This window comes from Streptomyces sp. NPDC005931, assembly GCF_042871235.1.
Lineage (GTDB): Bacteria > Actinomycetota > Actinomycetes > Streptomycetales > Streptomycetaceae > Streptomyces.
Map to the genome: position 1 here is coordinate 400835 of NZ_JBIAIG010000002.1, position 26082 is coordinate 426916.

A 26082-nucleotide genomic window follows, 5' to 3' on the forward strand; every position below is an offset into this window, starting at 1 on the left:
GTCCACAGCCTGTGCATCGAGTTGTCCACGGGCAACCCACAGGCTGGGCCCGGTTGTCCCCAGTGATCACCAGCTTCTCCACATGGCTGTCCACTGTTCGGCAACGAGAGGCGCTCCCTCACCGTGTCGAGTGAAAGGCATCACATGAAGCTGCCGGAGGGGGCTGTGGGAAAGACGGGCAAAGCTGGGGACGGCTCTGGGGAGAACTCGCCCCGACCTGTGCACGGGGTGTGCAGAACTTTCCGTTCTCCACAGCGGGCCCCGGTTGTCCACTGCTCCCGCCCACAGGCCCCGTGGACAAAATCACTGCTCTGAGCTGGGAAAACGGGGTTATCCACGGTATCCACAGGCCCTACTACTACTCCCGACAAGAGAGAGTGCTGAATTCGTTTCGAAGAAGGCCCTGTGCACAACTCGCCGCTCGGACCCCGACTGCCACTCGTCACGACTTGACCCCGAGGGGCACCTACTGTCAGTGCGGTGCGTCAGACTGGTCCCCGGTGTCCTTCCCCTCCCAGGGGCCGACGACACCGAGTCAGACGACGAAGCCAGGCAGGGCGAGAGCGCCGGCAACAGCAGGAGGCGGCAACAGTGAAGATCCGGGTGGAACGCGACGTACTCGCGGAGGCAGTGGCCTGGGCGGCGCGCAGCCTTCCGGCCCGTCCGCCGGCGCCTGTCCTCGCCGGCCTGCTGCTGAAGGCCGACGACGGCCAGCTCAGCCTGTCCAGCTTCGACTACGAGGTCTCCGCGCGGGTGTCCGTCGAGGCGGAGGTCGAGGAGGAGGGCACCGTCCTCGTCTCCGGCCGGCTGCTCGCCGACATCTCCCGCGCCCTCCCCAACCGCCCCGTGGAGATTTCCACAGACGGTGTACGGGCGACGGTGGTCTGCGGCTCCTCTCGGTTCACCCTCCACACCCTGCCCGTGGAGGAGTACCCGGCCCTGCCGCAGATGCCGAACGCGACGGGCACGGTCCCCGGCGAGGTGTTTGCCTCCGCCGTGCAGCAGGTCGCCATCGCGGCCGGCCGCGACGACACGCTGCCCGTCCTCACCGGTGTGCGCATCGAGATCGAGGGCGACACCGTGACGCTGGCCTCCACCGACCGGTACCGTTTCGCGGTCCGCGAGTTCCTGTGGAAGCCGGAGAACCCGGACGCGTCCGCGGTCGCCCTGGTGCCCGCCAAGACGCTCCTGGACACGGCCAAGGCCCTCACGAGCGGCGACCAGGTGATCCTGGCGCTGTCCGGTTCGGGCGCGGGCGAGGGCCTGATCGGCTTCGAGGGCGCAGGACGCCGTACGACCACGCGTCTGCTCGAGGGGGATCTCCCGAAGTACCGCACGCTGTTCCCGACGGAGTTCAACAGCGTCGCCGTCATCGAGACCGCCCCCTTCGTGGAGGCCGTCAAGCGCGTGGCCCTGGTCGCCGAGCGCAACACCCCGGTGCGGCTGAGCTTCGAGCAGGGCGTGCTCATCCTGGAGGCCGGTTCCAGCGACGACGCACAGGCTGTGGAAAGGGTCGACGCCCAGCTTGAGGGCGACGACATCTCGATCGCCTTCAACCCCACGTTCCTGCTGGACGGCCTGAGCGCCATCGACTCCCCGGTGGCCCAGCTGTCCTTCACCACGTCCACCAAGCCGGCGCTGCTCAGCGGCCGCCCGGCGGTGGACGCGGAGGCGGACGAGGCGTACAAGTACCTGATCATGCCGGTGCGGCTCAGCGGCTGAGGCCGGACGCGGCCGTCCGGCGGCCGCCGCGCGGTCCGCGCACCGCTGTCCACAGCTGTGCACACCGTTTCCGGGTCCGGTGGACAACCCGAGGCCGGACCCGGAGACCGCCCGCTGGGGCCTGTCGGGGAAACCGCAGGTGAGGGCGTGCGCATGAGCGCGTATGCCCACAGATGTGCGTGCGCGTCCGGGTTTAGGCTCGGGCCGGTACGTCAGTGCCGCGGCACGAGCGTGCCGCCACCCACGTCGCAACCTAAGGAACACAACTGATGGAGCTCGGTCTCGTCGGCCTCGGCAAGATGGGCGGCAACATGCGCGAGCGGATCCGCCGCGCAGGCCACACCGTCTACGGATACGACCGCAACCCGGACCTCGCCGATGTCCACAGCCTGGAAGAGCTTGTGGGAAAGCTTGCGGGCCCGCGGGTGGTGTGGGTGATGGTCCCGGCCGGCGAGCCCACCCAGTCCACCATCGACAGGCTCGCCGAGCTGCTGGAACCCGGTGACGTCGTGGTGGACGGCGGCAACTCCCGCTGGACGGACGACGAGAGGCACGCCGAGGAGCTGGCGGCCAAGGGCATAGGGTTCGTCGACTGCGGCGTCTCCGGCGGCGTCTGGGGCCTGGAGAACGGCTACGCGCTGATGTACGGCGGCGACAAGGAGAACGTCGCCAAGGTGCAGCCGATCTTCGACGCCCTCAAGCCGGAGGGCGACTTCGGCTCGGTGCACGCGGGCAGGGTGGGGGCGGGCCACTTCGCGAAGATGGTCCACAACGGCATCGAGTACGCGATGATGCAGGCCTACGCCGAGGGCTGGGAGCTGCTGGAGAAGGTCGACTCGGTGACCGACGTCCGGGAGGTCTTCCGGTCCTGGCAGGAGGGCACCGTCATCCGCTCCTGGCTGCTGGACCTGGCCGTGCACGCCCTGGACGAGGACGAGCACCTGGACGGTCTCCGGGGTTATGCACAGGACTCCGGTGAGGGACGCTGGACCGTGGAGGCCGCCATCGACAACGCGGTCCCGCTGCCGGCGATCACCGCCTCGCTGTTCGCGCGGTTCGCCTCACGTCAGGAGGACTCGCCGCAGATGAAGATGATCGCGGCGCTGCGCAACCAGTTCGGCGGCCACGCGGTCGAGAAGAAGTAAGCGTTGCTCGAAGGAACATGGGTGGAGGTCGGCGCACGACCATGCACGTCACGCATCTGTCGCTGGCCGACTTCCGCTCCTACCCCCGGGTCGAGGTCCCCCTCGACCCCGGGGTGAGCGCCTTCGTCGGGCCCAACGGTCAGGGCAAGACCAACCTCGTGGAGGCGGTCGGCTACCTGGCCACCCTCGGCAGCCACCGCGTCTCCTCCGATGCCCCGCTGGTCCGCATGGGAGCCGACCGCGCGATCATCCGCGCCCAGGTCCGCCAGGGCGAGCGGCAGCAACTGGTCGAGCTGGAGCTGAACCCGGGCCGCGCCAACCGGGCCCGCATCAACCGGTCCTCGCAGGTCAGGCCGCGGGACGTGCTGGGCATCGTGCGCACCGTGCTGTTCGCGCCGGAGGACCTCGCCCTGGTCAAGGGCGACCCCGGGGAGCGGCGCCGCTTCCTGGACGAGCTGATCACCGCCCGCTCCCCGCGCATGGCCGGCGTCCGCTCCGACTACGACCGGGTCCTCAAGCAGCGCAACACCCTGCTCAAGTCGGCCGCGCTGGCGCGCCGACACGGCGGCCGGACCATGGACCTGTCGACCCTCGACGTGTGGGACCAGCACCTCGCGCGGGCCGGCGCCGAGCTGCTCGCCCAGCGGCTCGATATGATCGCCGCGCTCCAGCCACTGGCCGACAAGGCGTACGAGCAGCTGGCACCGGGAGGCGGCCCCGTCGCCCTGGAGTACAAGCCGTCCGCAGCGGGTGAGGCACACACGCGCGAGGACCTCTTCGAGCAGTTGACGGCGGCGCTCGCCGAGACGCGCAGGCAGGAGATCGAGCGGGGGGTCACCCTCGTGGGACCCCACCGGGACGATCTGCTTCTCAAACTCGGTCAGCTGCCCGCCAAGGGCTACGCCTCGCACGGCGAGTCCTGGTCGTACGCGCTGGCGCTGCGCCTGGCCTCCTACGACCTGCTGCGCGCCGAGGGCAACGAGCCGGTGCTGGTGCTCGACGACGTCTTCGCCGAGCTGGACACCCGCCGCCGCGAGCGCCTCGCCGAGCTGGTCGCGCCCGGCGAGCAGGTGCTGGTGACCGCGGCCGTCGACGACGACGTCCCGCACGTGCTGTCGGGGACCCGGTTCACCGTGTCCGAGGGGACGGTGGAGCGCGTATGAGCGAGCCCGGCCCGCCCGACCGCGCCCCCGGCGACGCCCCGGGGAAGACGCCCGAGCCCTCCGGGGTCGACCTCGCGCGCGTGGCGCTGCGCGCGGCCAAGGAGGCGGCACGCGCGCGGGGTGACGCGGCACAGCAGAAGAAGCAGGCCCGGCGCGGGGGCCTGCGCTCCGGCGCGCGGGCAGACCGGCGCGATCCCATGGCGCTCGGCGCCGCGATCAACCGGCTGCTGACCGAGCGGGGCTGGGAGGCCCCGGCCGCGGTGGGCGGTGTGATGGGCCGCTGGCCGGAGATCGTCGGCGAGGACGTGGCCAAGCACTGCGAGCCGGAACGGTACGACGAGGACGAGCGGGTGCTGGTCGTGCGCTGCGACTCCACGGCCTGGGCGACGAACCTGCGGCTGCTGGCCCCGACCCTCGTGGCACGGCTCAACGAGGACCTCGGGCACGGCACCGTACGGCTGATCAAGGTCAACGGCCCCGGCGGCCCGGTCCGCCGCTACGGCCCGCTGCGGGCCCCCGGAAGCACGGGCCCCGGCGACACGTACGGGTGATTCGACAGCGATTTCCCGCCCTTCGGCAACAAGTGACGGACATCACATTCGGGCCCCGCGGTGGCCCCTCCGTGCCCTCGGCGCGCCCTTGGCCGAGGGGCCGCACACGGTTGCGAATCGTCACCTGACTCCTAAGTAGCCAAGGGTTGACGGCTCGAAGCGCTGAGTGCCCTTGTGAGCCTCTCGGAGCCCCCATCCGTATATCGGGAGTCGGGCGAGACCCGGCGAGGGCGGCACATGCGGAGCCAGGTACCGGCAAACCCCCATCGATGTCAGTGCTACCGGTAGACTGGGAGACAATCCCGCCCCGATCGTGGGGACCGTCCGGGAAAAGCTGAGCAACGCTGAATCAGGGCTTACCAACGCAACATGCCGCAGCCGCTCCGGCGACCTTCCCCCTCCAGCGGGGGAACCCCCAGGAGCCTGGCTCGTGCTGTGCCAGAAAGGGCGCTTCGTGGCCGATTCCGGCAACCCCAACGAGAACATCCCGTCCACCGACACCGGCGTGAACAGCGAGGCCACTGCCTCCGGCAACGAGGTCACCGCCTCGTACGACGCCAGTGCCATCACCGTCCTCGAGGGTCTGGACGCGGTCCGCAAGCGACCCGGCATGTACATCGGCTCGACCGGTGAGCGAGGACTGCACCACCTCGTGTACGAGGTCGTGGACAACTCCGTCGACGAGGCGCTGGCCGGTCACGCGGACACGATCGACGTCACGATCCTCGCCGACGGCGGCGTCCGGGTCGTCGACAACGGCCGAGGCATCCCGGTGGGCATCCACCCGGTCGAGAAGAAGCCGGCCGTCGAGGTCGTGCTGACCGTGCTGCACGCGGGCGGCAAGTTCGGCGGTGGCGGCTACGCGGTCTCCGGTGGTCTGCACGGCGTCGGTGTCTCCGTCGTGAACGCCCTGTCGACCAAGGTGTCGGTCGAGATCAAGCGCGACGGCTACCGGTGGACGCAGGACTACAAGATGGGCGTCCCGACGGCCCCCCTCGCGCGGCACGAGGAGACCGGGGAGACCGGCACCACGGTCACCTTCTGGGCCGACCCGGACATCTTCGAGACCACCGAGTACTCCTTCGAGACGCTCTCGCGGCGCTTCCAGGAGATGGCGTTCCTCAACAAGGGCCTGACCATCAGGATCACCGACGAGCGTGAGTCGGCCAAGGCCGTCACCGGTGCCGACGAGGCGGGTGCGGACGAGAAGGACGAGGTCAAGGCCGTCACGTACCACTACGAGGGCGGCATCGTCGACTTCGTGAAGTACCTCAACTCCCGCAAGGGAGAGCTGGTGCACCCCTCCGTGATCGACATCGAGGCCGAGGACAAGGACCGGCTCCTGTCCCTCGAGGTCGCCATGCAGTGGAACAACGGCTACAGCGAGGGCGTGTACTCCTTCGCCAACACCATCCACACCCACGAGGGCGGCACCCACGAGGAGGGCTTCCGCGCGGCGCTGACCAACCTGGTCAACAAGTACGCGCGCGACAAGCGGCTGCTGCGCGAGAAGGACGACAACCTCACCGGTGACGACATCCGCGAGGGTCTGACCGCGATCATCTCGGTCAAGCTGGGCGAGCCGCAGTTCGAGGGCCAGACCAAGACCAAGCTCGGCAACACCGAGGCGAAGACGTTCGTCCAGAAGGTCGTCTACGAGCACCTCCAGGACTGGCTGGACCGCAACCCCAACGAGGCCGCGGACATCGTCCGCAAGGGCATCGCGGCAGCCACCGCGCGCGTGGCGGCCCGCAAGGCGCGCGACCTGACCCGCCGCAAGGGACTGCTGGAGTCGGCGTCCCTGCCGGGCAAGCTCTCCGACTGCCAGTCGAACGACCCCACCAAGTGCGAGATTTTCATCGTCGAGGGCGACTCCGCCGGCGGCTCGGCCAAGTCCGGCCGCAACCCGCAGTACCAGGCGATCCTCCCGATCCGTGGAAAGATCCTCAACGTCGAGAAGGCGCGCATCGACCGGATCCTGCAGAACCAGGAGATCCAGGCGATGATCTCCGCGTTCGGCACCGGTGTGCACGAGGACTTCGACATCGAGAAACTCCGCTATCACAAGATCATCCTGATGGCGGACGCCGACGTCGACGGCCAGCACATCAACACCCTGCTGCTGACCTTCCTGTTCCGTTTCATGCGGCCGCTGGTCGAGGCCGGTCACGTGTACCTCTCCCGCCCGCCGCTCTACAAGATCAAGTGGGGCAAGGACGACTTCGAGTACGCGTACTCCGACCGCGAGCGCGACGCGCTGATCGAGATGGGCCGCCAGGCCGGCAAGCGCATCCGTGAGGACTCCGTCCAGCGCTTCAAGGGCCTCGGTGAGATGAACGCCGAGGAGCTGCGCATCACGACCATGGACCAGGAGCACCGCGTCCTCGGCCAGGTCACCCTCGACGACGCCGCGCAGGCCGACGACCTGTTCTCGGTGCTCATGGGCGAGGACGTCGAGGCCCGCCGCGCGTTCATCCAGCGCAACGCCAAGGACGTCCGCTTCCTCGACATCTGAGTCGGTCTCAGCTGACCGCACCAGGAAGGATCTTCACCAGCAATGACCGACGAGAACACTCCCGTCACGCCCGAAGAGGACGGCCTCGTCCTGCGCGTCGAGCCCGTGGGGCTCGAGACGGAGATGCAGCGCTCGTACCTCGACTACGCGATGTCCGTCATCGTCTCGCGTGCGCTGCCGGACGTCCGTGACGGCCTCAAGCCCGTCCACCGCCGCGTGCTGTACGCCATGTACGACGGCGGCTACCGCCCCGAGCGCGGCTTCTACAAGTGCGCCCGCGTCGTCGGCGACGTCATGGGCAACTACCACCCGCACGGCGACTCCTCGATCTACGACGCACTGGTCCGCCTCGCGCAGCCGTGGTCGATGCGGATGCCGCTGGTGGACTCCAACGGCAACTTCGGCTCCCCGGGCAACGACCCCGCGGCGGCGATGCGCTACACCGAGTGCAAGATGGCGCCGCTGTCGATGGAGATGGTCCGTGACATCGACGAGGAGACCGTCGACTTCACGGACAACTACGACGGCCGCTCCCAGGAGCCGACCGTCCTGCCGGCCCGCTTCCCGAACCTGCTGATCAACGGTTCGGCCGGTATCGCGGTCGGCATGGCGACCAACATCCCGCCGCACAACCTGCGCGAGGTCGCCGCCGGTGCGCAGTGGTACCTGGAGAACCCGGAGGCCTCGCACGAGGAGCTCCTGGACGCGCTGATCGACCGCATCAAGGGCCCCGACTTCCCGACCGGCGCGCTCGTCGTGGGCCGCAAGGGAATCGAGGAGGCGTACCGCACGGGGCGCGGCTCGATCACCATGCGCGCCGTGGTCGAGGTCGAAGAGATCCAGAACCGCCAGTGCCTGGTGGTCACCGAGCTGCCCTACCAGGTCAACCCGGACAACCTAGCGCAGAAGATCGCCGACCTGGTGAAGGACGGCAAGATCGGCGGCATCGCCGACGTCCGCGACGAGACGTCCTCGCGCACCGGCCAGCGCCTGGTGATCGTGCTCAAGCGGGACGCGGTCGCCAAGGTGGTGCTGAACAACCTCTACAAGCACACCGACCTCCAGACCAACTTCGGCGCCAACATGCTGGCCCTGGTCGACGGCGTGCCGCGCACGCTGTCGCTGGACGCGTTCATCCGCCACTGGGTGACCCACCAGATCGAGGTCATCGTCCGCCGTACGCGCTTCCGCCTGCGCAAGGCCGAGGAGCGCGCCCACATCCTGCGCGGCCTGCTGAAGGCGCTGGACGCCATCGACGAGGTCATCGCGCTGATCCGACGCAGCGACACGGTCGAGATCGCGCGCGGGGGTCTGATGGGCCTCCTGGACATCGACGAGATCCAGGCGAACGCCATCCTCGAGATGCAGCTGCGCCGGCTGGCCGCCCTGGAACGCCAGAAGATCGTCCAGGAGCACGACGAACTCCAGGCGAAGATCACCGAGTACAACGAGATCCTCGCCTCCCCGCTGCGTCAGCGCGGCATCGTCAGCGGGGAGCTCGCCGCGATCGTCGAGAAGTACGGCGACGACCGCAAGACCAAGCTGATCCCCTACGAGGGCGACATGTCCATCGAGGACCTGATCGCCGAAGAGGACATCGTCGTCACCGTCACGCGCGGCGGTTACGTGAAGCGCACCAAGACCGACGACTACCGGGCGCAGAAGCGCGGCGGCAAGGGCGTGCGCGGAGCGAAGCTGAAGGAAGACGACATCGTCGACCACTTCTTCGTCTCCACCACGCACCACTGGCTGCTGTTCTTCACCAACAAGGGCCGCGTATACCGCGTGAAGGCGTACGAGCTCCCGGACGCCGGGCGGGACGCGCGCGGGCAGCACGTGGCGAACCTGCTGGCCTTCCAGCCGGACGAGGCGATCGCCGAGATCCTCGCGATCCGCGACTACGACGCCGCCCCGTACCTGGTCCTGGCCACCAAGGCCGGCCTGGTGAAGAAGACGCCGCTGAAGGACTACGACTCCCCGCGCTCGGGCGGTGTGATCGCGATCAACCTGCGCGAGCGGGAGGACGGCAGCGACGACGAACTGATCGGTGCCGAACTTGTCTCGTCCGACGACGATCTCCTGCTGATCAGCAGGAAGGCGCAGTCGATCAGGTTCACCGCTACGGACGACACTCTGCGCCCCATGGGCCGTGCGACCTCGGGTGTCAAGGGCATGAGTTTCCGCGAGGGGGACGAGCTGCTCTCGATGAATGTCGTTCGACCCGGTACGTTCGTGTTCACTGCCACAGACGGCGGGTACGCGAAGCGCACCGCCGTCGACGAGTACCGCGTCCAGGGTCGCGGCGGCCTCGGCATCAAGGCCGCCAAGATCGTCGAGGACCGTGGGTCCCTCGTCGGCGCGCTGGTGGTCGAGGAGACCGACGAGATCCTCGCCATCACGCTGTCGGGCGGCGTGATTCGTACGCGAGTCAACGAGGTCAGGGAGACGGGCCGTGACACCATGGGCGTCCAACTGATCAATCTGGGCAAGCGCGATGCCGTGGTCGGCATCGCCCGTAACGCCGAGGCGGGACGCGAGGCGGAGGAAGTCGACGGCGACCTGGCCGTGGACGAGACCGACGAGGGTGCCACGACCACCGGCACGGACGAGGGTGAGGCGCCCTCGGCCGAGTAGGACGAGGAGTGAGTCAGCGTGAGCGGAGCCACGGGCGCCGGACCGACCGGTACCAGTACGGACACGGGCGGCGGTGGCCGTGGCTCAGCCGCGCGGGCGACGGATCCGCACACGACCAATCTGAAAGCGATCAGGTCGCCCGCCAAGGACTCGCCCTCGTCCGGCACGCATGGATCCCAGGGGGCACCTGTGACGGACACCCGAGGTCAGCAGCAGGCCGCGCCGGACCAGGGCGCCGGCGCTCAGCCGGCTTCGCCGCTGCCGGGGGAACGGCAGCCGCAGCAGCAGGCGGGGCCCTACCACCCGCCGCAGGCGTACCAGGCGGGCCCCGCGGGAGGCCCGGCCGACGCGGTACGCCGCGCGCGCACCGGGGCGCGCACCACTCCGCGGGTGCGCAAGGCGCGCCTGCGCGTGGCGAAGGCCGACCCGTGGTCGGTGATGAAGGTGAGCTTCCTGCTCTCCATCGCCCTGGGCATCTGCACGATCGTCGCGTCGGCGGTGCTGTGGATGGTCATGGACGCGATGGGCGTGTTCTCGACCGTCGGCGGCACGATCTCCGAGGCGACCGGCTCCAACGAGTCGAACGGCTTCGACCTCCAGTCGTTCCTGTCGCTGCCCAATGTCCTGCTCTTCACCACGATCATCGCGGTCATCGACGTCGTCCTGGCGACGGCCCTCGCGACGCTCGGCGCGTTCATCTACAACCTCTCCGCGGGCTTCGTGGGCGGGGTGGAGCTGACGCTGGCCGAGGACGAGTGAACGACCGCATCAGCGGACCCCGACGTGCTGCGGGGCACTCCGACGGTCCTCCGGGAACCGATTTTGGGACTGCCCCTGTCGTGCGCTAATCTTCAGGAGTCAGCGCGCGGGACACACACCGCAGAGCGCGGCGGGGCTATAGCTCAGTTGGTTAGAGCGCATCCCTGATAAGGATGAGGCCACAGGTTCAAATCCTGTTAGCCCCACCAGCGAGAAGACCCCCAGTCGATACCGGCTGGGGGTCTTTGGCATCCATGGCTGACATCAGCCGATGAGCGGATCTTCCAGAAGCTCGGCGAGCATGCCCACCGCTTCGCGCTCACTGTCGCCGACGACGTGCGTGTAGACGTCCATGGTCATGCTGATCTGGCTGTGCCGGAGGATCGCCTGAGCGACCTTGGGATGCACCTTCAGGAAGGCGAGCAGGGTCCCGCAGGTGTGCCGGGCGAGGCGAACCGTGATTCGGCGCACACCGGCCCGCCTGACGAGCCGATCGAAGGTGCGGGAGAAACCCACCGGGTCGATCATGCCGCCGTGCTCGGAGGAGAAGATCAGAGATCCTTGAGGACCAGACCCACGCCCTTGACCCGCTGAACCTGCTTGACCGGGGTGAAGTGGCCGGCCTCGAAGTCGATGTCTTGCCAGCGCAGCCCGAGCACCTCGCTGCGACGAAGGCCGAGGACCAGGACGAGGACACAGGCCGCGTAGAGGCGGTGAGCGCGGACCGAGCGGAGGAAGGCGATCGCTTCCCGCGCGTTCCACGCCGTGCCCCTGTCCTTGGCCACCTTGGGCATGTCGACCAGGAGCGCGACGTTGCGCGTCACCAGCTCCTCGCGCATTGCCCGGTTGAGCGCGTTGCGGAGGACGCGCAGAACCTCGAAGCGGGCGGAGGCCCCGACCTTCTCCCGCGCCAGCGTGGCCATGAAGGCGCGAATCTGTGCCGGGGTGAGCTTGACCAGCGGCTTCTTGCCAAGGTGGGGAACCAGGTAGAGCCGCACCTTGGACTCGTACTTCACGTACGTGTTGTGCTCCCGCTCCGGGGCGACGATGTGCTCCAGCCAGTAGGCCAGCCACTCGCCGAGCGTCCAGGACCGGGAAGGCACCGGGATGGCGTTGCGCTCCTGGTCCTGGAGCTTGCCGAGCTTCTCGTTCGCCTCGTCCCACGTCCGGCCGTACACGTACTTGCGCACCCGGTTGCCGTCCGTGTCGGTCACGTAGGCGGCCCCCTGGTACCGGCCATCGGACCGCTTCGTGATCGTGCCACCGCCATTGGGTCGACGCTTCGCCATCAGGCAGCCTCCCCGATCTGCCCGGCGATGAAGTCGCGGACGGCGTGGTCCGGGATGCGGCGGCATCCGTCGACCTTGATGGACACGAGGCGATGGGTGCGGATCAGGTCGTAGACCTTGGTCCGGCCCACCTTCAGCCGCGCCATGACTTCGGGCACGGTCAACAGCTCCGGGGCAGCGGTGGTCATGTAGCGGCTCCTTCCAGGTCGAGCAGGGCGGGTAGTTCCTCGCGGGCGGTTTCGCGGTTGTGCTGGATGTCGCGGCGGATGTTGGCGGCGAGCCAGGATTCGCCGGGGGTGTGGCCGTGGCCGGCGTAGGTCCAGTGGGCGAGGGTGAGCGTGGTGGCTTCCTTGTCGTCGGGGTCGGGCAGGCCGAGGGCGGCGCGTTGCTGGGCGGCGCGGTAGTCGGCGCGGGTCTGGCGCAGTTCGCCGAGGGTGGTGGAGTAGCGGCGGGACTTGGTGGAGAAGTGGCCGCGGAAGCCGAGCATGTGGGCCCAGTCGCGGAGCTTGCGGTCCGGGTAGAGCGGGTGGAGGTCGAGGCAGGCGGCGATGAGCCGGGCCGGGTGCTCGGGGACGTCGAGCAGGACCAGAGCTTCCTTGTTGCCGATGCGGCGGTCCACGGTGCCGGTGGTCTCGGCTGCTTTGGTGGCGTACTTGGCGACGTAGGAGGCGACCGCCTGCTCGGTGACGTCCTCGCCGTCGCCGAAGGCGCGGATCGGGCGTACGTCGAGCTGGGTGCCCCATCGCAGGGTCCGGGCCGGTTGGTCCCCGGACGGGGGCACGTCGACTTCCACACGGGCGGCAGCGGCCCTAATGGCGTCGGTGAGCAGATGGAGGGTGGCCCACGCGGGGGGCGGGTCGTCGGGGCCGGCCGGGCCGTCGAGGCGGATCACGGCATGGAAGTGCACCGCCCCGCGCTTCTGGTACTCGGCGACCTTCCCGAACGACACCCGCGACTGCTCGCGGGCCGCCTTCTGCGTGAGTCCGGCCAGCTTGGCGATCTCCCGGCGCAGGTAGATCGTGAAGTAGCGCCACAGCTCGGAGGCATGGTTGTTCCACAGCACCGCGCCCGCGTAGCCGTAGGTGTCCGGGTCGAGGGGTGTGCCCAGCTCGGGGGCGTCTTCGGTGTGGCGGTTGCCGCAGCGGCAGGGCCGGTTGCCGGGACGGTTGTGGACCGGGCCGAAGGACGGCGCGGTGAGCGTGGTGAACACGCGCGGGTGGTCGCGGATCGTCTCGGGGGTGCCCTTGGCGGGGTCGCCGACGAGGCCGGCGCGGATCAGGTGGTAGGTGTCGCCCGCGTAGGTCCAGGCGCAGGCCGGGCAGCGGGAGGCGCGGCGGTTGCCGCAGGCGACGCGCAGGACCCCGCCGGGTTCGGCGTCGGTCGAGTACGAGTGCAGCACCTGCCCCGTGGCTGCGTCGCGGGTGACGGTCGAGCCCGTCAGGCGGATTGGGTCGGTGCAGCCGCCGGTACGGCGGATCTGGTCTTGGATGCGGTCGAAGCCGGGAGACCCGGCCAGCCTCAGCACGTCGGCGAGGGTGGCCGGGTCCAGGCCCGCCATCGTGGCGGTGTCGGTCACTTGATCACCGCCCCCAGCGGGCGCACACGGCGGGCGGTGCCGGTGCCCCTGCAGGCCGGGCAGGCGACGCGGAGAGTGGCGCGGGAGCCGTCCGGGCGGCGGACTCCGGTGGTGATCGCGGCGGTGGCGTAGCCGTCGCAGTCGCGGCAGACGCGCGTGATCTGGGCGTGTTGGGGCATGATGAGGCGCCCTTTCGGGTCCGTTGGATCTGGATGGGTGGAGCCGTCCGGGGCGGCGGATACTTGGCGGTAGAGGCCGCCCCGGAGGGCGTTACTTGATGTGGCCGGAGCGCTTGCGTCCGGCGTTCCAGATGCGCTTGTCCTGCTTCGTGGCGGTGCCGTCCCTGATCCGGCTGTAGATCTCCCGGTTGAGCTGCGCGCCGCGACGCTTGCCCTCTTCGATGTGCCTGTCCTCGTCGGGGTGGGGACGCTTGCTGAAGATGCCCATGTCAGATTCCTTTCTTGGTTTTGGACGTGCGGTTGATGGCGTAGGTGAGTCCGCTGGTGGCCGACAGGACCGCGACGGCGGCACCGGCCACGACCTGGGCGACGAAGGCGATGACCAGCAGCATCGCGATCGACCCGGTGACGACGACGAGCGTCAGCACGATCGGCCCGGTGTAAGAGCGGGGTGCTTCCTGCACGATCACGACACGTCGCACATCGGTGCCGGGCGGGAGCCGCCGGTAGACGTCGGCGGGGATGTGACCGGCGCGGAGCTGGTCTTCGGGGAGCTGCATGGTCGGCCCTCCTCTCAGGGGTTGCAGCGGTGGGTGCGGGCGGCGAGTTCGGCCGCCGAGCGGTCGCGGTGCTCGGTGGAGAAGCCGCACTCGGGAGCGGTGCAGGCGGCGGTGTGCCGGGTCTGGCCACGGCCGTTGTTGAAGGTGCCGACCTGCACGGGTCCGATGCGGATCACGTCGTAGAAGCGGTTCGGGCGCACCTGGTCACCTCCTTTCAGGCGAGTTGGGCGACGATCGCGCCGGCGAGGTCTTCCGGGATGCCGAGACGAGCGCGCAGGGTGGCGGTGTCGATGTCGGTTCCGGTGCGGGTGCGGTGCTCGGTGGCGACCTTGCGTGCGTGGTCGACCAGAGCCGGGGGCACCACCGGCAGCGAGGCCGGGGCTTCCGGCAGAGCCGGGACCGGTTCGGCCGGGGCGATCTCCGGTCCCTCGTCCGCCACGTCGGGGCGGTCGATGACCGGCGCGGGATCGGCAGAAGCCGCGGGTGCCGGTGCGGGTTCGGTGGGTTGGTGGACGAGGAGGGTGCCGCCGAGGAAGGCCAGCGCGGGCCAGCCCGCGACGAGGATGCGCAGCCAGGCGGGAACGTTGGCCAGGTCGAGGAGTCCGGCGGTCGCGACGTTCGCGCCGAGGGAGGCGACCAGGGCGATAACAAACCACGTCCAGGCCGAGCGATCCCGACGGGCGCCGCGCAGTCGACGCCAGGCCGCCACCAACAGCAGGTCGACGGAGACCGGGTAGGCCCACGCCTTCCAGCCGGACTGTCCGGCCGCTTCGGCGAGGTCGTGCAGGTGGGCGAAGGACAGGGCACCGGCGATCACGGCCTGAATGAGCACGGCATCGATGCGGATCGAGCGGAACGCGTCCTCACCTCCCTCAGTGGTCAGGACTGCGGGACGGACGGCGGTGTGGTGGGCATTGGCGGGATCGCCACGGGCGGGCGGAACGAGGCCAGGAACGGCAGGTCCGGGGTCATGTGGGCGTACTCCCGGCAGACGGCCGCCGCTTGCGCCGGCGTGGTCTCCGGGGTGCGGATGCGCGACCAGCCACCGGAGGTGTCACCGGCCACCGCGACACCGGGACGGTCCACCCGGATCGAGGTCGCGGACACGACCGCCTCAGCGGCGATGTCACCCAGGCCCATCTCTGCCGTCTGCTTGTCGTTGACGCGGTGCACCACACGGCCGGTGAGCTGAGCCCGCAGGGCGGTCGCGCCACGGCCGAGGTCGGAGCCGAAGCGCTGCCCGCACACCTCCAGGTAGATCCCGACCGCGCGGGCCATCTGCCCCAGCCGCACGAGCTGCATGACCGTCCTGTCCCGCGCCGCTTCCTCCTTCTTGGAGGTGACGAAGAACAGCTCCGCCACCTCGTCGACGAGGACGACCAGCGGCACCGGTCGCAGCTTCTCGGGCAGATCCCACAGGTCGGAGACCCCGTGCAGGGCGAGGAGATCGAAGCGTTCGCTCATCTCCAGCACCAGCGCGTCTATCAGGCGGCCGGCCATGTCCGGATCGGTGGCCAGCGCCGACAGGCGGGGCAGGTACCGGCTGTGCTCGACACCGCGCTTGCAGTCGATCCCGACCAGGCCGACCGGGAGCTTCGCCAGGCCCATCACCAGGTTGCGCTGGTACATCGACTTCCCCGACGAGTTCGCCCCCAAAGTCAGGGCGTGCGGCATCTTGCGGTAGTCCCGCTCGAAGACCGTGCCGTCCTCCCGCAGCGCCACCGGCACCACCAGGTCGCGCGGCCGGGCCTTGCGCGGCAGACGCACACGCCGCAGCACGTCATAGCCCGTCATCCGGAGTTCCACATAGCCCGGCTTGGTCTCCGCCACGTTCACCGACTGCACCCCGAAGGCGTGCCGCAGCCGCTCTGAGGACACCGCCACGTCGATCGGCTCCAGACCGGCCGGCAGCCGCAACGTCACCCGCAGGCCCGTCAAGGTCGGGCGGATACGGCGGACCTTCGGCGCCACGGGCCGGACCTCACGCCGGGCCAGGTTGCGGGTCATGAACGCCCGCAGACCCGTCGGCTGCACCGTCAGCCCGCACACCTCCATCGTGGATCGGTACGACCAGGCGAACCGGCCCCACGTCAGCGGCAGACCCACCGTCGACCAGTACACGCGCGGAGCCCGAACCTTGGCGTAGCCGACACCGCCGGCCCCCGCTAACGCCCCCGTGGCCTCCAGCCACAACGTCCAGTCGCTCATGGTCAGGCCGCCGGGGTGATCGCGACGGCGCGGAACGAGATCCCGTGCCGCTTCTGGCCGTTGAACTCGTTCTCCCAGTCCCGCGCCTTGAGCCCGACGACCCGCACCGGCATACCCGGCTGGAGCCCTTCCGGCAGGCCCGTCTCCGGGATGGTCACCTGGTAGAGGTTCCCCTCCCCCTCGTCCGAGACCAGCAGGCCCACCGTCGACAGCGGAGCCCCGGTCTCCCGGTCCATCGCCCGCTCGCCGGTCTTCGCGTTCGCCAGCTTCGGCACCGGCGCGGTCGCCACGAACACCACAGCAGACGACGTGTCGATCTTGAAGGACGGCATCAGTTCTCCCAGCGTTGAAGACGAGGCAGCCCAAACCGGACTGCATGACGCTCGCTGTCCTAGGACTGCGAGCCGCTGAGAGAGATAGTGCACCGCAGTCCTAGGACTGTCAACAGTCCTAGGACTATGTTTCACTAGACCTCGTTGAGAGGGGTTCGAGATGGCGTCCAAGTGGCGGGAGCTGGCGGACAAGCTGGCCGAGCAGATTAGAAGGGGTGACTACGCCCCTGGCCAGCGCTTGCCTCACATCCGAGAACTCGTCGACGCCGGTGAAGGCTCCAAGGCGACCGTGCACGCCGCCTACAAGGCACTGGAAGCCGAGGGCCTGGTCACCTCTTCACGCGGCCACGGCACTGTCGTGCGCCAGCAGGTCCCCCTCAAGCGCTTGGGCATTGCCCGCTACGACAAGGCCAAGTGGCGAGACGGCGACGAAGTCGCGTTCATCGCGGACCGTGTGGCATCAGGCCGCAGCTACCGCCGGAACGAGCAGACCCAGACGGTGAGCCGCGTCGTGGCACCGCCGGAGGTCGCAGCCGCACACGGGCTGCCGGAAGGCGCGGAGGTCTACGCACGCGCTCGCTTGGTCAAAGAAGGCGACCAACCGACGCACACGCTGACCAGCTACTACCGGCCCGAGCACGTGGAAGGGACGCGACTGGTCGACCCCACTCCGGGCCCCGCCGGCCGAGGCGGCGGATTCCGCGTGCTGTACGAGGCGGGATACGAGATCGACCACATGAAGGAGCAGCTGTTCGCTCGCGCCGCCACACCGGACGAGGTGAAGCAGCTCCAGTTGCCGCCGGGCGAACCGGTGGTCGAGCTGCACCGGACGACGTACACAGCCGACGGCACCGTCGTGGAGTTCGCCATCGGGGTGCACGCGGCATCACGCTTCGCGTGGGAGTACGACTTCAAGGTGCCCGACTCGGCGAGGGACGGAGAAGAACAGCAGTGATCTCGACGCAGGATTGGGCCGACGCCCGGCGCGTATGGGACTACCACCAGATGGGCCATGCGCCCCGGCCGTGCTCCGTGGCCATCGGACTGGGCAGTCACGACCTGGGAGTGGCTGACACCGCCGTGGACCTGTACAAGCGCGGCATGGCCCCTCTGCTCGTCTTCACCGGAGCCACGAGCCCGACGACACGGGAGCGAATGCCCCGCGGCGAAGCCGTCCACTACCGCGAGCGGGCATTGGAGCTGGGGGTTCCCAGCACGGCCATCTTCGTGGAGCCGCACGCCCGGAACACCGGGGAGAACATCCGCTTCTCCCGGCAGCTGTTGGTGGGGAAGGGGGAGGAGGTCTCCTCTGTACTGCTGATCAGCAAGCCGTACGAGGAGCGGCGCGCGTATGCCACGGCACGCAAGCTCTGGCCCGAGGTCGAAGTCGTCAGCGCTTCCACGCCCATGACCTTCGCCGAGTACGTCGACTCCATCGGCGACGCCCGCTTGGTGATCGACATGCTTGTCGGCGCCCTGCAACGGCTGATGATCTATCCGGATCAGGGATTCATGATCCGCCAGCCAGTACCCGGCGACGTGGCCGAGGCGTACGAGCGCCTGTGCCAAGCCGGGTACACGAGCCGACTCACGACCGCCGCGACATCTTCGACCTGACCAGCGAAACGATGTCTGGTCCCAGCTGATGCCTGACGTTTCTGTCCCGGGTGATGCTTGACGGTGGGCCTAGACAACGTAGGGAGCCCCGTGGGGCTTGTTCGCTTTCACGTTACGGACCGGGACGTCGGTCGTGCGCCGGATCACCCGGATCTGCCCGTCCAGCTCGACGCTGATCGTCGTGTCAGACACGTGGACGGTCACGGTCTGCCCTGCGTACGGGCGGCCCAGGGAGACGACCTGCCGACAGACCATGACCGTGCCCACCGCGCTGACCCGCCGCTGCACCCGCACCGGCTCGACGCCCGGACGCGGCGGCGGTCCGGCCGGACGCAGGCCCCGTAGCCGACGGACTTCCTCGCTGGTCAGCGGGTTGGGCCGCACCCGCAGCAGTTCCCGCGAGGACGGATCGAAGAACGACAGCGTCTCACCGTCGATCCGGATGCCCACCTGGCGGCCACCGAGGATCTCCGCCGCCAGCACCTGGCGCCCGCCCAAACCGACCAGGCCGCTGTTGTTCACCACCCGGTCCACCTCGAACGCCGCCCCGTCACCGCCCGGCAGCGGGGCCGGCCCCGCCGGACGTCCGCCCCGGACAGCCAGCCTCGCCAGATCCGTTACCGACAGGTGCGAGCGCACGGTCTTGATCCGCGCCCCGGCGATCAGCAGATGGATCACCTGCGTGTCGGCCCAGAAGGTCACCGTCAGCCCTGAGCGGGCCGGTCCCAGCCAGAACTGCTTGCCCGCGACCTGCAGATTCCCACTCGCAGGCACCACCCGCTCGAACTCCACCGGCCCACCGGACTCCACCGACATCTCAGGCAAGGCGGCAGGAACCTCGCAGGCTTCGGTCGGAGCCGGCTCCGGAGCCTCTGAGGGTGTCCGCTGCTGCGGCACCAGCGCCAGCACTCCAGGGATCTTCAGGCCCAGGACGTCCCGCTCCTGCTCGGCAACCGGGGCGAACCGGTCTCCCGGAGACTGCATGTCCAGCGCCTGATGCGGCCGCGAGGAGTTGTATTCCTCCACCCACGCATCCAGTGCCGCCTGAGCCTGCTCGACGCTCTCGAAAGCCCCACAGTCGTCGAGGAGTTCGCGCCTCAGCGTCTGGTGGAACCGCTCCACCTTGCCCGTCGTGGTCGGCGAGGCCGGCTGGGTGAGGCGGTGCGCGATCCCGTTCTCCCGGCAGATCCGGTCGAACAACACCTCACCGCCCTGCCCGAACCGGTCGGTGAACTGCTTGCCGTTGTCGGTCAGCACTTCCTCCGGCACCCCGAACGTCTGCAAGGCCCGAACGAAGGCCGCACAGACCGCCCTCCCAGTCGCCCGCTCGACCACCGACGCGATCACGCAATACCGGGAATGGTCATCCACCCCGGTCACGACCTTCGCCTCGGTCAGCTCCCCGGTGACCGGGTCGACCAGCATCACGCCGCCGACGATGTCCATCTGCCACAACTGCATCGGACGGTCCCGCTGCCAGCGCTTGTAATCCGACCGCTTCCGGCGCCGCACTCCCGGCTCCACCAGGCCATGCCGGAGCAGGATCCGATACACGGTCATCCGCGACGGCACCGGGCTCACCGTCCCGGACCGCTCCAGCACATGAGCGATCCGCCGCGGACCCCACTTCGGGTGCTTGCGCCGCAGCTCACACACGTCCGCTTCGACCTCGGCAGAGGCCTGATGCGGACACGACGCCGGCCTGCGCGAACGGTCCGCCAACCCGGCCAGACCCGAAGCCTCATACCTCGACTTCCAGCCGCTGACCGTCTGCCGCGACACCCCAAGCGACGCGGCAACCTCCGTCACCGTCGCCCCCGCCAGCACCGCAAGCACAGCCCGGTATCTCTGCTCGACAACCGACAACTCCACCAGCGCCAATCCCGGCCTCCTGCCACACGCCGCAACGACGCGCACAGAAAAGCCGATCACGGCCATCGTCAACCATCAGCTGGGATCGAACTGTCAAGCATCTACCGGGACCGGACAAGACCAGCGAAACGAGAGCTGTTACAGGTTTCTCTACCTCATCAAGTGCCCGCGCGAGGCGCGGGCTGGCCCTGGGGGCGGCCCCCCACACGCCTGCGGCGCAGGGGGCCGCCCCCTGGGCCGCAGCGAACTACGGCCCATGAGTCGATCACCGCATAGAGCGGCCCGCGGCCAAGACAATGCCTCCGGCGGGGGATCGGCCGGCACCGGGATGGAGGGGGCACCGCCCCCGGCTGCGGGTCCGTAGGGGCGTGCGGGGGAGGCTCCCATCCCCGTCCACCATCGACCCAGGCAGAGCCGAGCAGACGCGGCCCATGGCGTCCAGGTCGTTCGTACAGTGGCGCGCTCCACCTGGACGCCATGAACCACGCCTGCTCCACGATGTGTGGGTCGACGGCGGACGGGATGGGAGCTGGGGTGAGTGGTGGGAACTTCTGGCTTGGCAGGGGCGGGCTATCCACCAGCAGCAGAAGAGAACAGTGCCGCCGCGCCCCCAAGGACAACCAGCTGCACGATGCCAGCAATACGCCAGCCCTTGGCCAGGAGGCCACCGCCTGTGACTACCGCGCCGCCTACCAGTAGCCACGATGCCTGCAATGCCACCCCCGACGCACTCGACGGCTTGGTGTTGTCACTGTCGTAGCTTTCGGCCCATCCCGTCATCCCGTAGACGTACACAGCGCAGGCGATGACCATGAAGTCGATGACGAGTAGCGCCACGCTGACCGCGATCTGCCGGCCGGTTGATGGCTTATCTGCCTGTCCCATGCCCACTGTCGTCCCGTCTTCAGGCCGATCTGCTAAGTACATGGAGTCAGCATGGTGTTAGGGCGGGCACTGCACATGAGCACAGGTACTCAGATGCGCCGTCTCCACGAAGTACCGGGCCGAATCTGTCAAGGCTGTCGCTCTGGGCTGACATCAGCGGCTGACACCAACAAGCGCGAACAGCGGGGACCTGAGCCGGACGGCAGCGCACGAGCAGGCAAGGCACGGAGCGCCTTGACCGATGTCGCCGACACCGCATGATCGACCTGATAAGGATGAGGCCACAGGTTCAAACCCTGTTAGCCCCACCAGCACAAACACCCCCAGTCGGTACCGGCTGGGGGTCTTTGGCATCCACGGCGATGGTCCGCCGGGTGTCGGCACGCTTGGTCCTCTGCGACCGTGTCGTGGACGTCGCGGACAGCGCGAGGGTCCTGGGCACGACCCTTCTACGATCCTCGGCGCTTGGGAAGCGAACCTGTGGAAGCCGAGGCACGTTTCCACTGTGGCCTGACCGCCTGGGGGTACGGCGTGCAAGCTTCCCGTTGCCGGCTCGACGGCACAGGCCGCAGACGCGCGGCTGACGGCGTGCTCGGACTCTCCGTGGGGGCGGGGAGCCGCCGGGGTGCTTCCGGTCGCCGGCCTGTGGGCATGCCGCGGGCCCGGCTGCTCTGGTGGGCTGCCGGGCCTGTGCCGCGTGGTGCGTTGGGATGCGCTGGGTGCGTGCCGTCGTGCTGTACGCAAGTTCGCCGGGACTTCAGGGAGCCGGGGACGGCACGGGGAGGGTCAGGGGGGCGAGGGCAGGTCCCTCGGGATCAGCGCTGGAGCGGGGCGGTGTGCTCGGTGACGGGGTCCGCCGGGGCGGTGGTGTCGTCGGAGCAGGTCGTTGCCGTCGTGTCCGCGGTCGCGTCCTCGAGCGGGCGGTGGCGGCAGCGGGGTGACTTTCCGTGGGCCTCGGCGTGGATGCGCTGTTTCATCGTGGGGGGCAGGGCCCGTGCGTGGGACCAGGACCAGGGGGACAGCACCGGTGCCGGTGCGGGTGCGCTGCTGTCGCTGTTGCGCGTCGTCTCGGTCTGCGGTACCGCCGCGGTGGCGGTCGTGGTGATCAGTCCGAGCGCCGTGAACAGCGCGAGGAAGGCGGTGACGATGGTGGTCCACAGCTTCATGACCTTGTTCCGGGCCATGGTCCCTCACTTTCGGGTCGGGCGATTTGCGTACTTTCCTCATGATGTGTATGGGGCTCGCGAAGTGGTGGACCGACGCCCGTGGCGCGTCGATGTTCAGATGAACACCACTCGGATGGGTGCAAGGCGGTCGAAAATCAGGGGATGAGGGCCAGAAACGGTCAAAGTGACCGTCCGTGCGAGTGTGATCACCCTCCGATCGGATCGGACCAGGTGCGCCTACTGGGCACATTCGACGGGAAGTTGATGGGCCGACGCAGGTCACCGATCGGTATCGGTCGGTGTGTATAGTCGGGCGCCAGAGGTCCCCTACGTCAACGAAAGACGAGGTCGCGCGGTGAAGAAGCTTCTCCTGGTCGCACTGGCCGCCATCGGCGGGCTCCTCGTGTACCGCCAGATCCAGGCGGATCGCGCCGAGCAGGATCTGTGGACGGAGGCGACTGACTCCGTGCCCACGGGTTCGTGAGTACCGACATCCGACGCTGAACAGACCCCGGCCGCCCTCGCGGCCGGGGTTTTGTGTGGGGCGGGTCATGTCCACGGCCCGTGCCCGCGGGGCAGGATGGGCCACGGTTCGACGTCCGGCGACGACAGGGGAGGCGCGTGAGGGGACGGCGGTGTACGGCGCGGGGGCGCGTACGGGCTGGACGCGGTCGTCCGCCGCTGTCGGTGCGGGGCGGTGCGCTGACCGCGGTGTCCGCCGTGGTGGTCGCGCTCGGCCTGGGGGGCGTGCCGGTCGGGCAGGAGGCGGCCGCGGCACCCGGCGCGGCGTCCGGCACGCCCCGGCCGTACGCCTTCGCCGAGGGGGCACGGACGGTCGACGGGGCCCTGAGCACCGCGGACGCCGTACGACTCGAGATCGGACCGGCCCACCGGAGCACCCTTCCGTCGAACGGCAGGGTCCACTACAGCCTGGAACTCGACGCCGCCTCGAACGCGTACGTCTCCGCCACCGCGGTTCCCCCGGCGGGCGGCACCGGCTCCGTGAGCGACGGCATCAAGGTGTCCCTGAAGGACGACGACGGCCGGTCCTGCGACGCCGACACCGCGACCTTCGGCGCGGCCCGCAGCCCGCATCCGCTGGCCGCGTCGGCCGTGCGCGAGATCGCCTCCACCCGGTCGCTCTGCCAGCAGCCCGGCACGTACTACCTCACCGTTGAACGCGCCGATCCGGACGGCGCCGGATCCTCCCCCGGCCCCTGGGAACTTGAGCTCACCGCGGTGACGGAACCGCCACTGGAGGGGACCGCCGCGACGGAGGAGCCCGAGGACTGGGACTCCGCCTCGCCCGCACCCGTCGCAGGGGAGCCCCGGCGACGGGCGGGCGGCGCGGGCTTCGCGAGGGCGACGACCCTCGGCGAGGGGGCGTGGCGGGACGACATCCGGCCCGGGCAGACGCTCTTCTACAGGGTCCCCGTCGACTGGGGCGGGCGCATCCACGCCACCGCCGAACTGGGCAGCTCCCGCTCCGGCGGCCGGGGATTCGTCCCCGCTGCGCTCGACCTCGACCTCTACAACCCCGTCCGGGGCCGCGTCACGGACCTGGGCATCGGCTACGACGGCAACCAGAAGTCGGACGGCCTCGATCCCCTGCCGCCCGTCGCGCACGCCAATCGTCACGCCGTCAGCAGCCGGGTGAAGGCGATGCGGTTCGCCGGCTCCTACTACCTCGTCGCGCACCTCGCGGCCGGGGTGGCGGACGACTTCGGGGACGGGCCCGTGGGGCTGACGCTGCGGATACGGGTGGGCGGCGCTGCGCAGAGCGGTCCGCGGTACGCGGGGGAGCCGGTCCCGGCGGAGGTCTTCACGGTCACCGAGGAGGACCGGGAGACGGCGGCCGGGGGCGACGCCGCTGACGACCGGACCGCGATGACGGCGCTCGCCGTGGGCGGGATCGGCACCGGGAGCGCGCTGCTGGTGGGGCTGGGCGTGTGGACGGTGCTCGCTCGCCGGAGGGCCGTGCCGTAGCGCCGTCGTCGCCGCACCGGTCGCTGTCGCCGGTGCACCGGTCGCTGCACCGCCGCCGCGCCGCCGTGCGGGACGGTCAGAGCCGGGTGAGGGCCCAGAATCCCACGGCGTAACAGGCCAGGGCGAGCAGCAGGAGGGGGACCGCGACCTTCGCCGTGGGGCCGGTGCGGCGGCGGTGTGACCGGTGGTGTGACCGGTGGGTCGCTGCGGGCCGCCCGATCACCCCGGCCGGAGGGGGAACCCGAGGCTCCTGGGCGGTGTATGAAGCAGTAGAGGCATCGGGGCGGTCGTACCTGGCCGCGACGGAGGGGGACGGCGGGTGCGGCAGGGGGGAACGCAGCGGGTGAGTGGGGTCGTGCGGGGAGACGTGGGGGGCGGGGGCCTGCTGAGGGGCCACGCCGTGGCGGTCGTGGCCGCTGTGGCCCTGGGCCTGCGCCGATGCCTGCGCCTGTGCCTCATGTCGTGTCGGAGGGGTGGGTACGTCGGTTCGCGGGGCCGGTGGAGGAGGGGGAGCGGGAGAGGGCGAGGAAGTGACCGTGCCGGACGCCGACTGGGGCGGCGGCAGGTGGAAGCTGCCGGTGTCGGACATGGAGGGCGGCTGTGCGGAGGGGGCCGGCGCCGGGCCGGAGGGGGCCGAAGTGGGTGGTGCCGGCGTGGGCGAGGCGCTCTGCCGGGGGTCGGCCGGCGTGACGCCGCCGCCGGGTACCGCGCCGGTGCCACCGGCAGGGGCGGACCCGGTACGGGCGTCCGTCGGACCGTGGACGACACCGTGCATTCCCGTGACGCCGTCGGCCCCTTGTGCACCGGAAGCCCTCTGCGCGTCGAAAGCCTCTTGAGCACCGGCGCCATCAGCCCTGTGGGCACCGGCCGCAGCGGCCCGGTCGGCCTCACCGGACACGGGGGCGGCAGCGGCATCCCCGGCCCGGCTGCCCTCCACAGCCGCACGGCGGCCCCCGGGACGCAGACCCGTGGCTTCCTTCAGTGGGCCGTCGGGGCCGAAGCCCGGGGGGAGCGGGCCGAGTTGGTCGAAGATCTCGATCAGCTCGTCGTCGGGACCCGGCTCCGGGAGGAGCTCCGCGGACGCGGCGAGCGCCTTGCGCGCCCCCGTGGCGGTGCGGAACCGCGCCTGCGGGTCCGGTTGCAGCAGCGTGGCCACCACCTGCCACAGCGGTTCGGGGATGCCCTGGGGCGCACCGGGCGTTCCGTGGTCCGCGAAGTACTGGATGAGTGCCTTGGTGTCCGGCTTGGCACCCTCCAGCAGGTAGAGCGCGACCAGGCCCACGGCGAACAGGTCGGCCGGGAAGTCCGGTTCGGCCCCCATGATCTGTTCCGGCGCGAGATATCCGGGCGTGCCCACCACGAGGTTGGTCTCGGTCAGGCGGGGTTCGCCCAGCCGCATCGCGATGCCGAAGTCGGACAGCCGCAACCGCGGCCTGCCGGTGCCGGTGGCCTCCAGGAGCACGTTGGCCGGTTTGATGTCGCGGTGTACGACGCCTTCCGCGTGCACCGCGGCGAGCCCCGCCAGCAACTGGTCGAGCAGGGTGCAGACGAAGGCCGGGGGCAGGGGCCCGTAGTCGCCCACGAGGTGGACCAGTGAGCCGCCGGCGACCAGGTCCATGGTGAACAGGACCTTGTCGTCGTCGGCGGCCCAGCTGGTGGGGGCGAGCACATGGGGATGGTCGATCCGCAGGGCCTGCTCACGCACGAAACGCAGCAGGGAGTGGGCGTCGCTCTGGAGGAGCACCTTGGCGGCCACGTAACGACGGCGGCGGTGGTCCCAGGCGCGCCAGACCGCGCCGACGCCTCCGCGTCCGATCGGGTCGACCAGTTCGTAACGGCCGGCGAAGACCTCACCCATGGCTGTGCGTCGCTCCTCCCCCTGCGGTCTCCCCCTTGCTTCCCCCGTGACGAGCGGTGCGACTC

Annotated in this window: 26 protein-coding genes and 1 tRNA gene; 12 read left to right on the forward strand and 15 right to left on the reverse strand. The window is 69.8% G+C overall.

Annotation, left to right across the window (positions count from 1 at the left end):
• The first annotated feature begins 591 nt into the window (after window positions 1-591).
• The 8 genes from dnaN (at window position 592) to ACFYOV_RS05815 (ending at window position 10698) form a co-directional block, all read left to right on the forward strand.
• Window positions 592-1722 (forward strand): DNA polymerase III subunit beta, encoded by a 1131-nt coding sequence (gene dnaN / locus ACFYOV_RS05780; protein ID WP_389083231.1) that lies wholly within the window; start codon window positions 592-594, stop codon window positions 1720-1722.
• Between the two features lie 269 nt (window positions 1723-1991).
• Window positions 1992-2867, forward strand: a complete 876-nt coding sequence (gnd, locus tag ACFYOV_RS05785; protein WP_389083233.1) for a phosphogluconate dehydrogenase (NAD(+)-dependent, decarboxylating) — start codon at window positions 1992-1994, stop codon at window positions 2865-2867.
• A gap of 41 nt (window positions 2868-2908) precedes the next feature.
• Window positions 2909-4030, forward strand: a complete 1122-nt coding sequence (gene recF, locus ACFYOV_RS05790; RefSeq protein WP_389083236.1) for a DNA replication/repair protein RecF — start codon at window positions 2909-2911, stop codon at window positions 4028-4030.
• Window positions 4027-4581, forward strand: coding sequence for a DUF721 domain-containing protein (locus ACFYOV_RS05795; protein WP_389083238.1), 555 nt, complete (start codon window positions 4027-4029; stop codon window positions 4579-4581). Before recF ends, ACFYOV_RS05795 begins: the two co-directional genes overlap by 4 nt.
• 454 nt (window positions 4582-5035) lie before the next feature.
• Window positions 5036-7096 (forward strand): DNA topoisomerase (ATP-hydrolyzing) subunit B, encoded by a 2061-nt coding sequence (gene gyrB, locus ACFYOV_RS05800; RefSeq protein ID WP_389084076.1) that lies wholly within the window; start codon window positions 5036-5038, stop codon window positions 7094-7096.
• A gap of 42 nt (window positions 7097-7138) precedes the next feature.
• Window positions 7139-9730, forward strand: a complete 2592-nt coding sequence (gene gyrA, locus ACFYOV_RS05805; protein WP_389083241.1) for a DNA gyrase subunit A — start codon at window positions 7139-7141, stop codon at window positions 9728-9730.
• Window positions 9731-9748: 18 nt separating this feature from the next.
• A complete protein-coding gene (locus ACFYOV_RS05810; RefSeq protein WP_389083244.1) occupies window positions 9749-10489 on the forward strand; it encodes a DUF3566 domain-containing protein in 741 nt (246 codons plus the stop codon).
• A gap of 132 nt (window positions 10490-10621) precedes the next feature.
• Window positions 10622-10698 (forward strand) — tRNA-Ile (locus ACFYOV_RS05815).
• Between the two features lie 55 nt (window positions 10699-10753).
• Here ACFYOV_RS05815 and ACFYOV_RS05820 read toward each other — a convergent pair.
• The 11 genes from ACFYOV_RS05820 to ACFYOV_RS05870 form a co-directional block, all read right to left on the reverse strand.
• A complete protein-coding gene (locus ACFYOV_RS05820) occupies window positions 10754-11017 on the reverse strand; it encodes a tyrosine-type recombinase/integrase (RefSeq protein ID WP_389083246.1) in 264 nt (87 codons plus the stop codon).
• A 23-nt stretch (window positions 11018-11040) separates the two neighbouring features.
• Window positions 11041-11778 carry a tyrosine recombinase XerC gene (xerC, locus tag ACFYOV_RS05825; RefSeq protein WP_389083248.1) on the reverse strand — a complete coding sequence of 246 codons (738 nt, stop codon included), beginning with the start codon at window positions 11776-11778 and terminating at the stop codon, window positions 11041-11043.
• Window positions 11778-11966, reverse strand: a complete 189-nt coding sequence (locus ACFYOV_RS05830) for a helix-turn-helix domain-containing protein (protein WP_019527440.1) — start codon at window positions 11964-11966, stop codon at window positions 11778-11780. The genes xerC and ACFYOV_RS05830 overlap by 1 nt, the downstream gene beginning before the upstream one ends.
• Window positions 11963-13354, reverse strand: a complete 1392-nt coding sequence (gene repSA, locus ACFYOV_RS05835) for a replication initiator protein RepSA (protein ID WP_389083252.1) — start codon at window positions 13352-13354, stop codon at window positions 11963-11965. The genes ACFYOV_RS05830 and repSA overlap by 4 nt, the downstream gene beginning before the upstream one ends.
• Window positions 13351-13533, reverse strand: a complete 183-nt coding sequence (locus ACFYOV_RS05840; protein WP_389083254.1) for a hypothetical protein — start codon at window positions 13531-13533, stop codon at window positions 13351-13353. Before ACFYOV_RS05840 ends, repSA begins: the two co-directional genes overlap by 4 nt.
• Window positions 13534-13624: 91 nt before the next feature.
• The gene (locus ACFYOV_RS05845; RefSeq protein ID WP_389083256.1) at window positions 13625-13801 is read right to left on the reverse strand and encodes a hypothetical protein; all 177 of its coding nucleotides are present in this window, start codon (window positions 13799-13801) and stop codon (window positions 13625-13627) included.
• Window position 13802: 1 nt separating this feature from the next.
• Window positions 13803-14093 (reverse strand): hypothetical protein, encoded by a 291-nt coding sequence (locus ACFYOV_RS05850; RefSeq protein ID WP_389083259.1) that lies wholly within the window; start codon window positions 14091-14093, stop codon window positions 13803-13805.
• A gap of 14 nt (window positions 14094-14107) precedes the next feature.
• Complete coding sequence (locus ACFYOV_RS05855) at window positions 14108-14293, reverse strand: mobile element transfer protein (RefSeq protein WP_019527436.1); 186 nt, start codon at window positions 14291-14293, stop codon at window positions 14108-14110.
• A 14-nt stretch (window positions 14294-14307) separates the two neighbouring features.
• Window positions 14308-14925 carry a DUF2637 domain-containing protein gene (locus ACFYOV_RS05860; protein ID WP_389083262.1) on the reverse strand — a complete coding sequence of 206 codons (618 nt, stop codon included), beginning with the start codon at window positions 14923-14925 and terminating at the stop codon, window positions 14308-14310.
• Window positions 14926-14972: 47 nt separating this feature from the next.
• Window positions 14973-16301, reverse strand: a complete 1329-nt coding sequence (locus ACFYOV_RS05865; RefSeq protein ID WP_389083265.1) for an FtsK/SpoIIIE domain-containing protein — start codon at window positions 16299-16301, stop codon at window positions 14973-14975.
• 2 nt (window positions 16302-16303) lie between these two features.
• A complete protein-coding gene (locus tag ACFYOV_RS05870) occupies window positions 16304-16633 on the reverse strand; it encodes a hypothetical protein (RefSeq protein ID WP_358875592.1) in 330 nt (109 codons plus the stop codon).
• 160 nt (window positions 16634-16793) lie between these two features.
• On the opposite strand from ACFYOV_RS05870, the gene ACFYOV_RS05875 reads away from it, so the two are divergent.
• Both ACFYOV_RS05875 and ACFYOV_RS05880 read left to right on the forward strand, forming a co-directional pair.
• Window positions 16794-17588 (forward strand): GntR family transcriptional regulator, encoded by a 795-nt coding sequence (locus ACFYOV_RS05875; protein ID WP_389083267.1) that lies wholly within the window; start codon window positions 16794-16796, stop codon window positions 17586-17588.
• Window positions 17585-18250, forward strand: a complete 666-nt coding sequence (locus tag ACFYOV_RS05880) for a YdcF family protein (protein WP_389083270.1) — start codon at window positions 17585-17587, stop codon at window positions 18248-18250. Before ACFYOV_RS05875 ends, ACFYOV_RS05880 begins: the two co-directional genes overlap by 4 nt.
• A gap of 69 nt (window positions 18251-18319) precedes the next feature.
• Here ACFYOV_RS05880 and ACFYOV_RS05885 read toward each other — a convergent pair whose 3' ends face one another.
• From ACFYOV_RS05885 to ACFYOV_RS05895, 3 genes are all read right to left on the reverse strand, one after another.
• Complete coding sequence (locus ACFYOV_RS05885; protein WP_389083272.1) at window positions 18320-20131, reverse strand: IS481 family transposase; 1812 nt, start codon at window positions 20129-20131, stop codon at window positions 18320-18322.
• Between the two features lie 561 nt (window positions 20132-20692).
• Window positions 20693-21007 (reverse strand): DUF6234 family protein, encoded by a 315-nt coding sequence (locus ACFYOV_RS05890; protein WP_389083275.1) that lies wholly within the window; start codon window positions 21005-21007, stop codon window positions 20693-20695.
• Between the two features lie 815 nt (window positions 21008-21822).
• Window positions 21823-22191 carry a DUF6344 domain-containing protein gene (locus ACFYOV_RS05895; RefSeq protein ID WP_389083277.1) on the reverse strand — a complete coding sequence of 123 codons (369 nt, stop codon included), beginning with the start codon at window positions 22189-22191 and terminating at the stop codon, window positions 21823-21825.
• Between the two features lie 337 nt (window positions 22192-22528).
• On the opposite strand from ACFYOV_RS05895, the gene ACFYOV_RS05900 reads away from it, so the two are divergent.
• Window positions 22529-22657, forward strand: a complete 129-nt coding sequence (locus tag ACFYOV_RS05900) for a DLW-39 family protein (protein WP_003999697.1) — start codon at window positions 22529-22531, stop codon at window positions 22655-22657.
• Window positions 22658-22794: 137 nt separating this feature from the next.
• The gene (locus tag ACFYOV_RS05905; protein ID WP_389083280.1) at window positions 22795-24159 is read left to right on the forward strand and encodes a hypothetical protein; all 1365 of its coding nucleotides are present in this window, start codon (window positions 22795-22797) and stop codon (window positions 24157-24159) included.
• A gap of 76 nt (window positions 24160-24235) precedes the next feature.
• Here ACFYOV_RS05905 and ACFYOV_RS05910 read toward each other — a convergent pair whose 3' ends face one another.
• Window positions 24236-26017, reverse strand: coding sequence for a serine/threonine-protein kinase (locus ACFYOV_RS05910; protein ID WP_389083282.1), 1782 nt, complete (start codon window positions 26015-26017; stop codon window positions 24236-24238).
• Window positions 26018-26082: the final 65 nt, after the last annotated feature.

Bases quoted from the DNA above. Each gene is read 5' to 3' on its own strand.
- gnd (WP_389083233.1), top strand. From the start codon at position 1,992: ATGGAGCTCGGTCTCGTCGGCCTCGGCAAGATGGGCGGCAACATGCGC.
- recF (WP_389083236.1), top strand. From the start codon at position 2,909: ATGCACGTCACGCATCTGTCGCTGGCCGACTTCCGCTCCTACCCCCGG.
- ACFYOV_RS05795 (WP_389083238.1), top strand. From the start codon at position 4,027: ATGAGCGAGCCCGGCCCGCCCGACCGCGCCCCCGGCGACGCCCCGGGG.
- gyrA (WP_389083241.1), top strand. From the start codon at position 7,139: ATGACCGACGAGAACACTCCCGTCACGCCCGAAGAGGACGGCCTCGTC.
- ACFYOV_RS05820 (WP_389083246.1), bottom strand. From the start codon at position 11,017: ATGATCGACCCGGTGGGTTTCTCCCGCACCTTCGATCGGCTCGTCAGG.
- xerC (WP_389083248.1), bottom strand. From the start codon at position 11,778: ATGGCGAAGCGTCGACCCAATGGCGGTGGCACGATCACGAAGCGGTCC.
- ACFYOV_RS05830 (WP_019527440.1), bottom strand. From the start codon at position 11,966: ATGACCACCGCTGCCCCGGAGCTGTTGACCGTGCCCGAAGTCATGGCG.
- ACFYOV_RS05840 (WP_389083254.1), bottom strand. From the start codon at position 13,533: ATGCCCCAACACGCCCAGATCACGCGCGTCTGCCGCGACTGCGACGGC.
- ACFYOV_RS05845 (WP_389083256.1), bottom strand. From the start codon at position 13,801: ATGGGCATCTTCAGCAAGCGTCCCCACCCCGACGAGGACAGGCACATC.
- ACFYOV_RS05850 (WP_389083259.1), bottom strand. From the start codon at position 14,093: ATGCAGCTCCCCGAAGACCAGCTCCGCGCCGGTCACATCCCCGCCGAC.
- ACFYOV_RS05865 (WP_389083265.1), bottom strand. From the start codon at position 16,301: ATGAGCGACTGGACGTTGTGGCTGGAGGCCACGGGGGCGTTAGCGGGG.
- ACFYOV_RS05870 (WP_358875592.1), bottom strand. From the start codon at position 16,633: ATGCCGTCCTTCAAGATCGACACGTCGTCTGCTGTGGTGTTCGTGGCG.
- ACFYOV_RS05875 (WP_389083267.1), top strand. From the start codon at position 16,794: ATGGCGTCCAAGTGGCGGGAGCTGGCGGACAAGCTGGCCGAGCAGATT.
- ACFYOV_RS05890 (WP_389083275.1), bottom strand. From the start codon at position 21,007: ATGGGACAGGCAGATAAGCCATCAACCGGCCGGCAGATCGCGGTCAGC.
- ACFYOV_RS05895 (WP_389083277.1), bottom strand. From the start codon at position 22,191: ATGGCCCGGAACAAGGTCATGAAGCTGTGGACCACCATCGTCACCGCC.
- ACFYOV_RS05910 (WP_389083282.1), bottom strand. From the start codon at position 26,017: ATGGGTGAGGTCTTCGCCGGCCGTTACGAACTGGTCGACCCGATCGGA.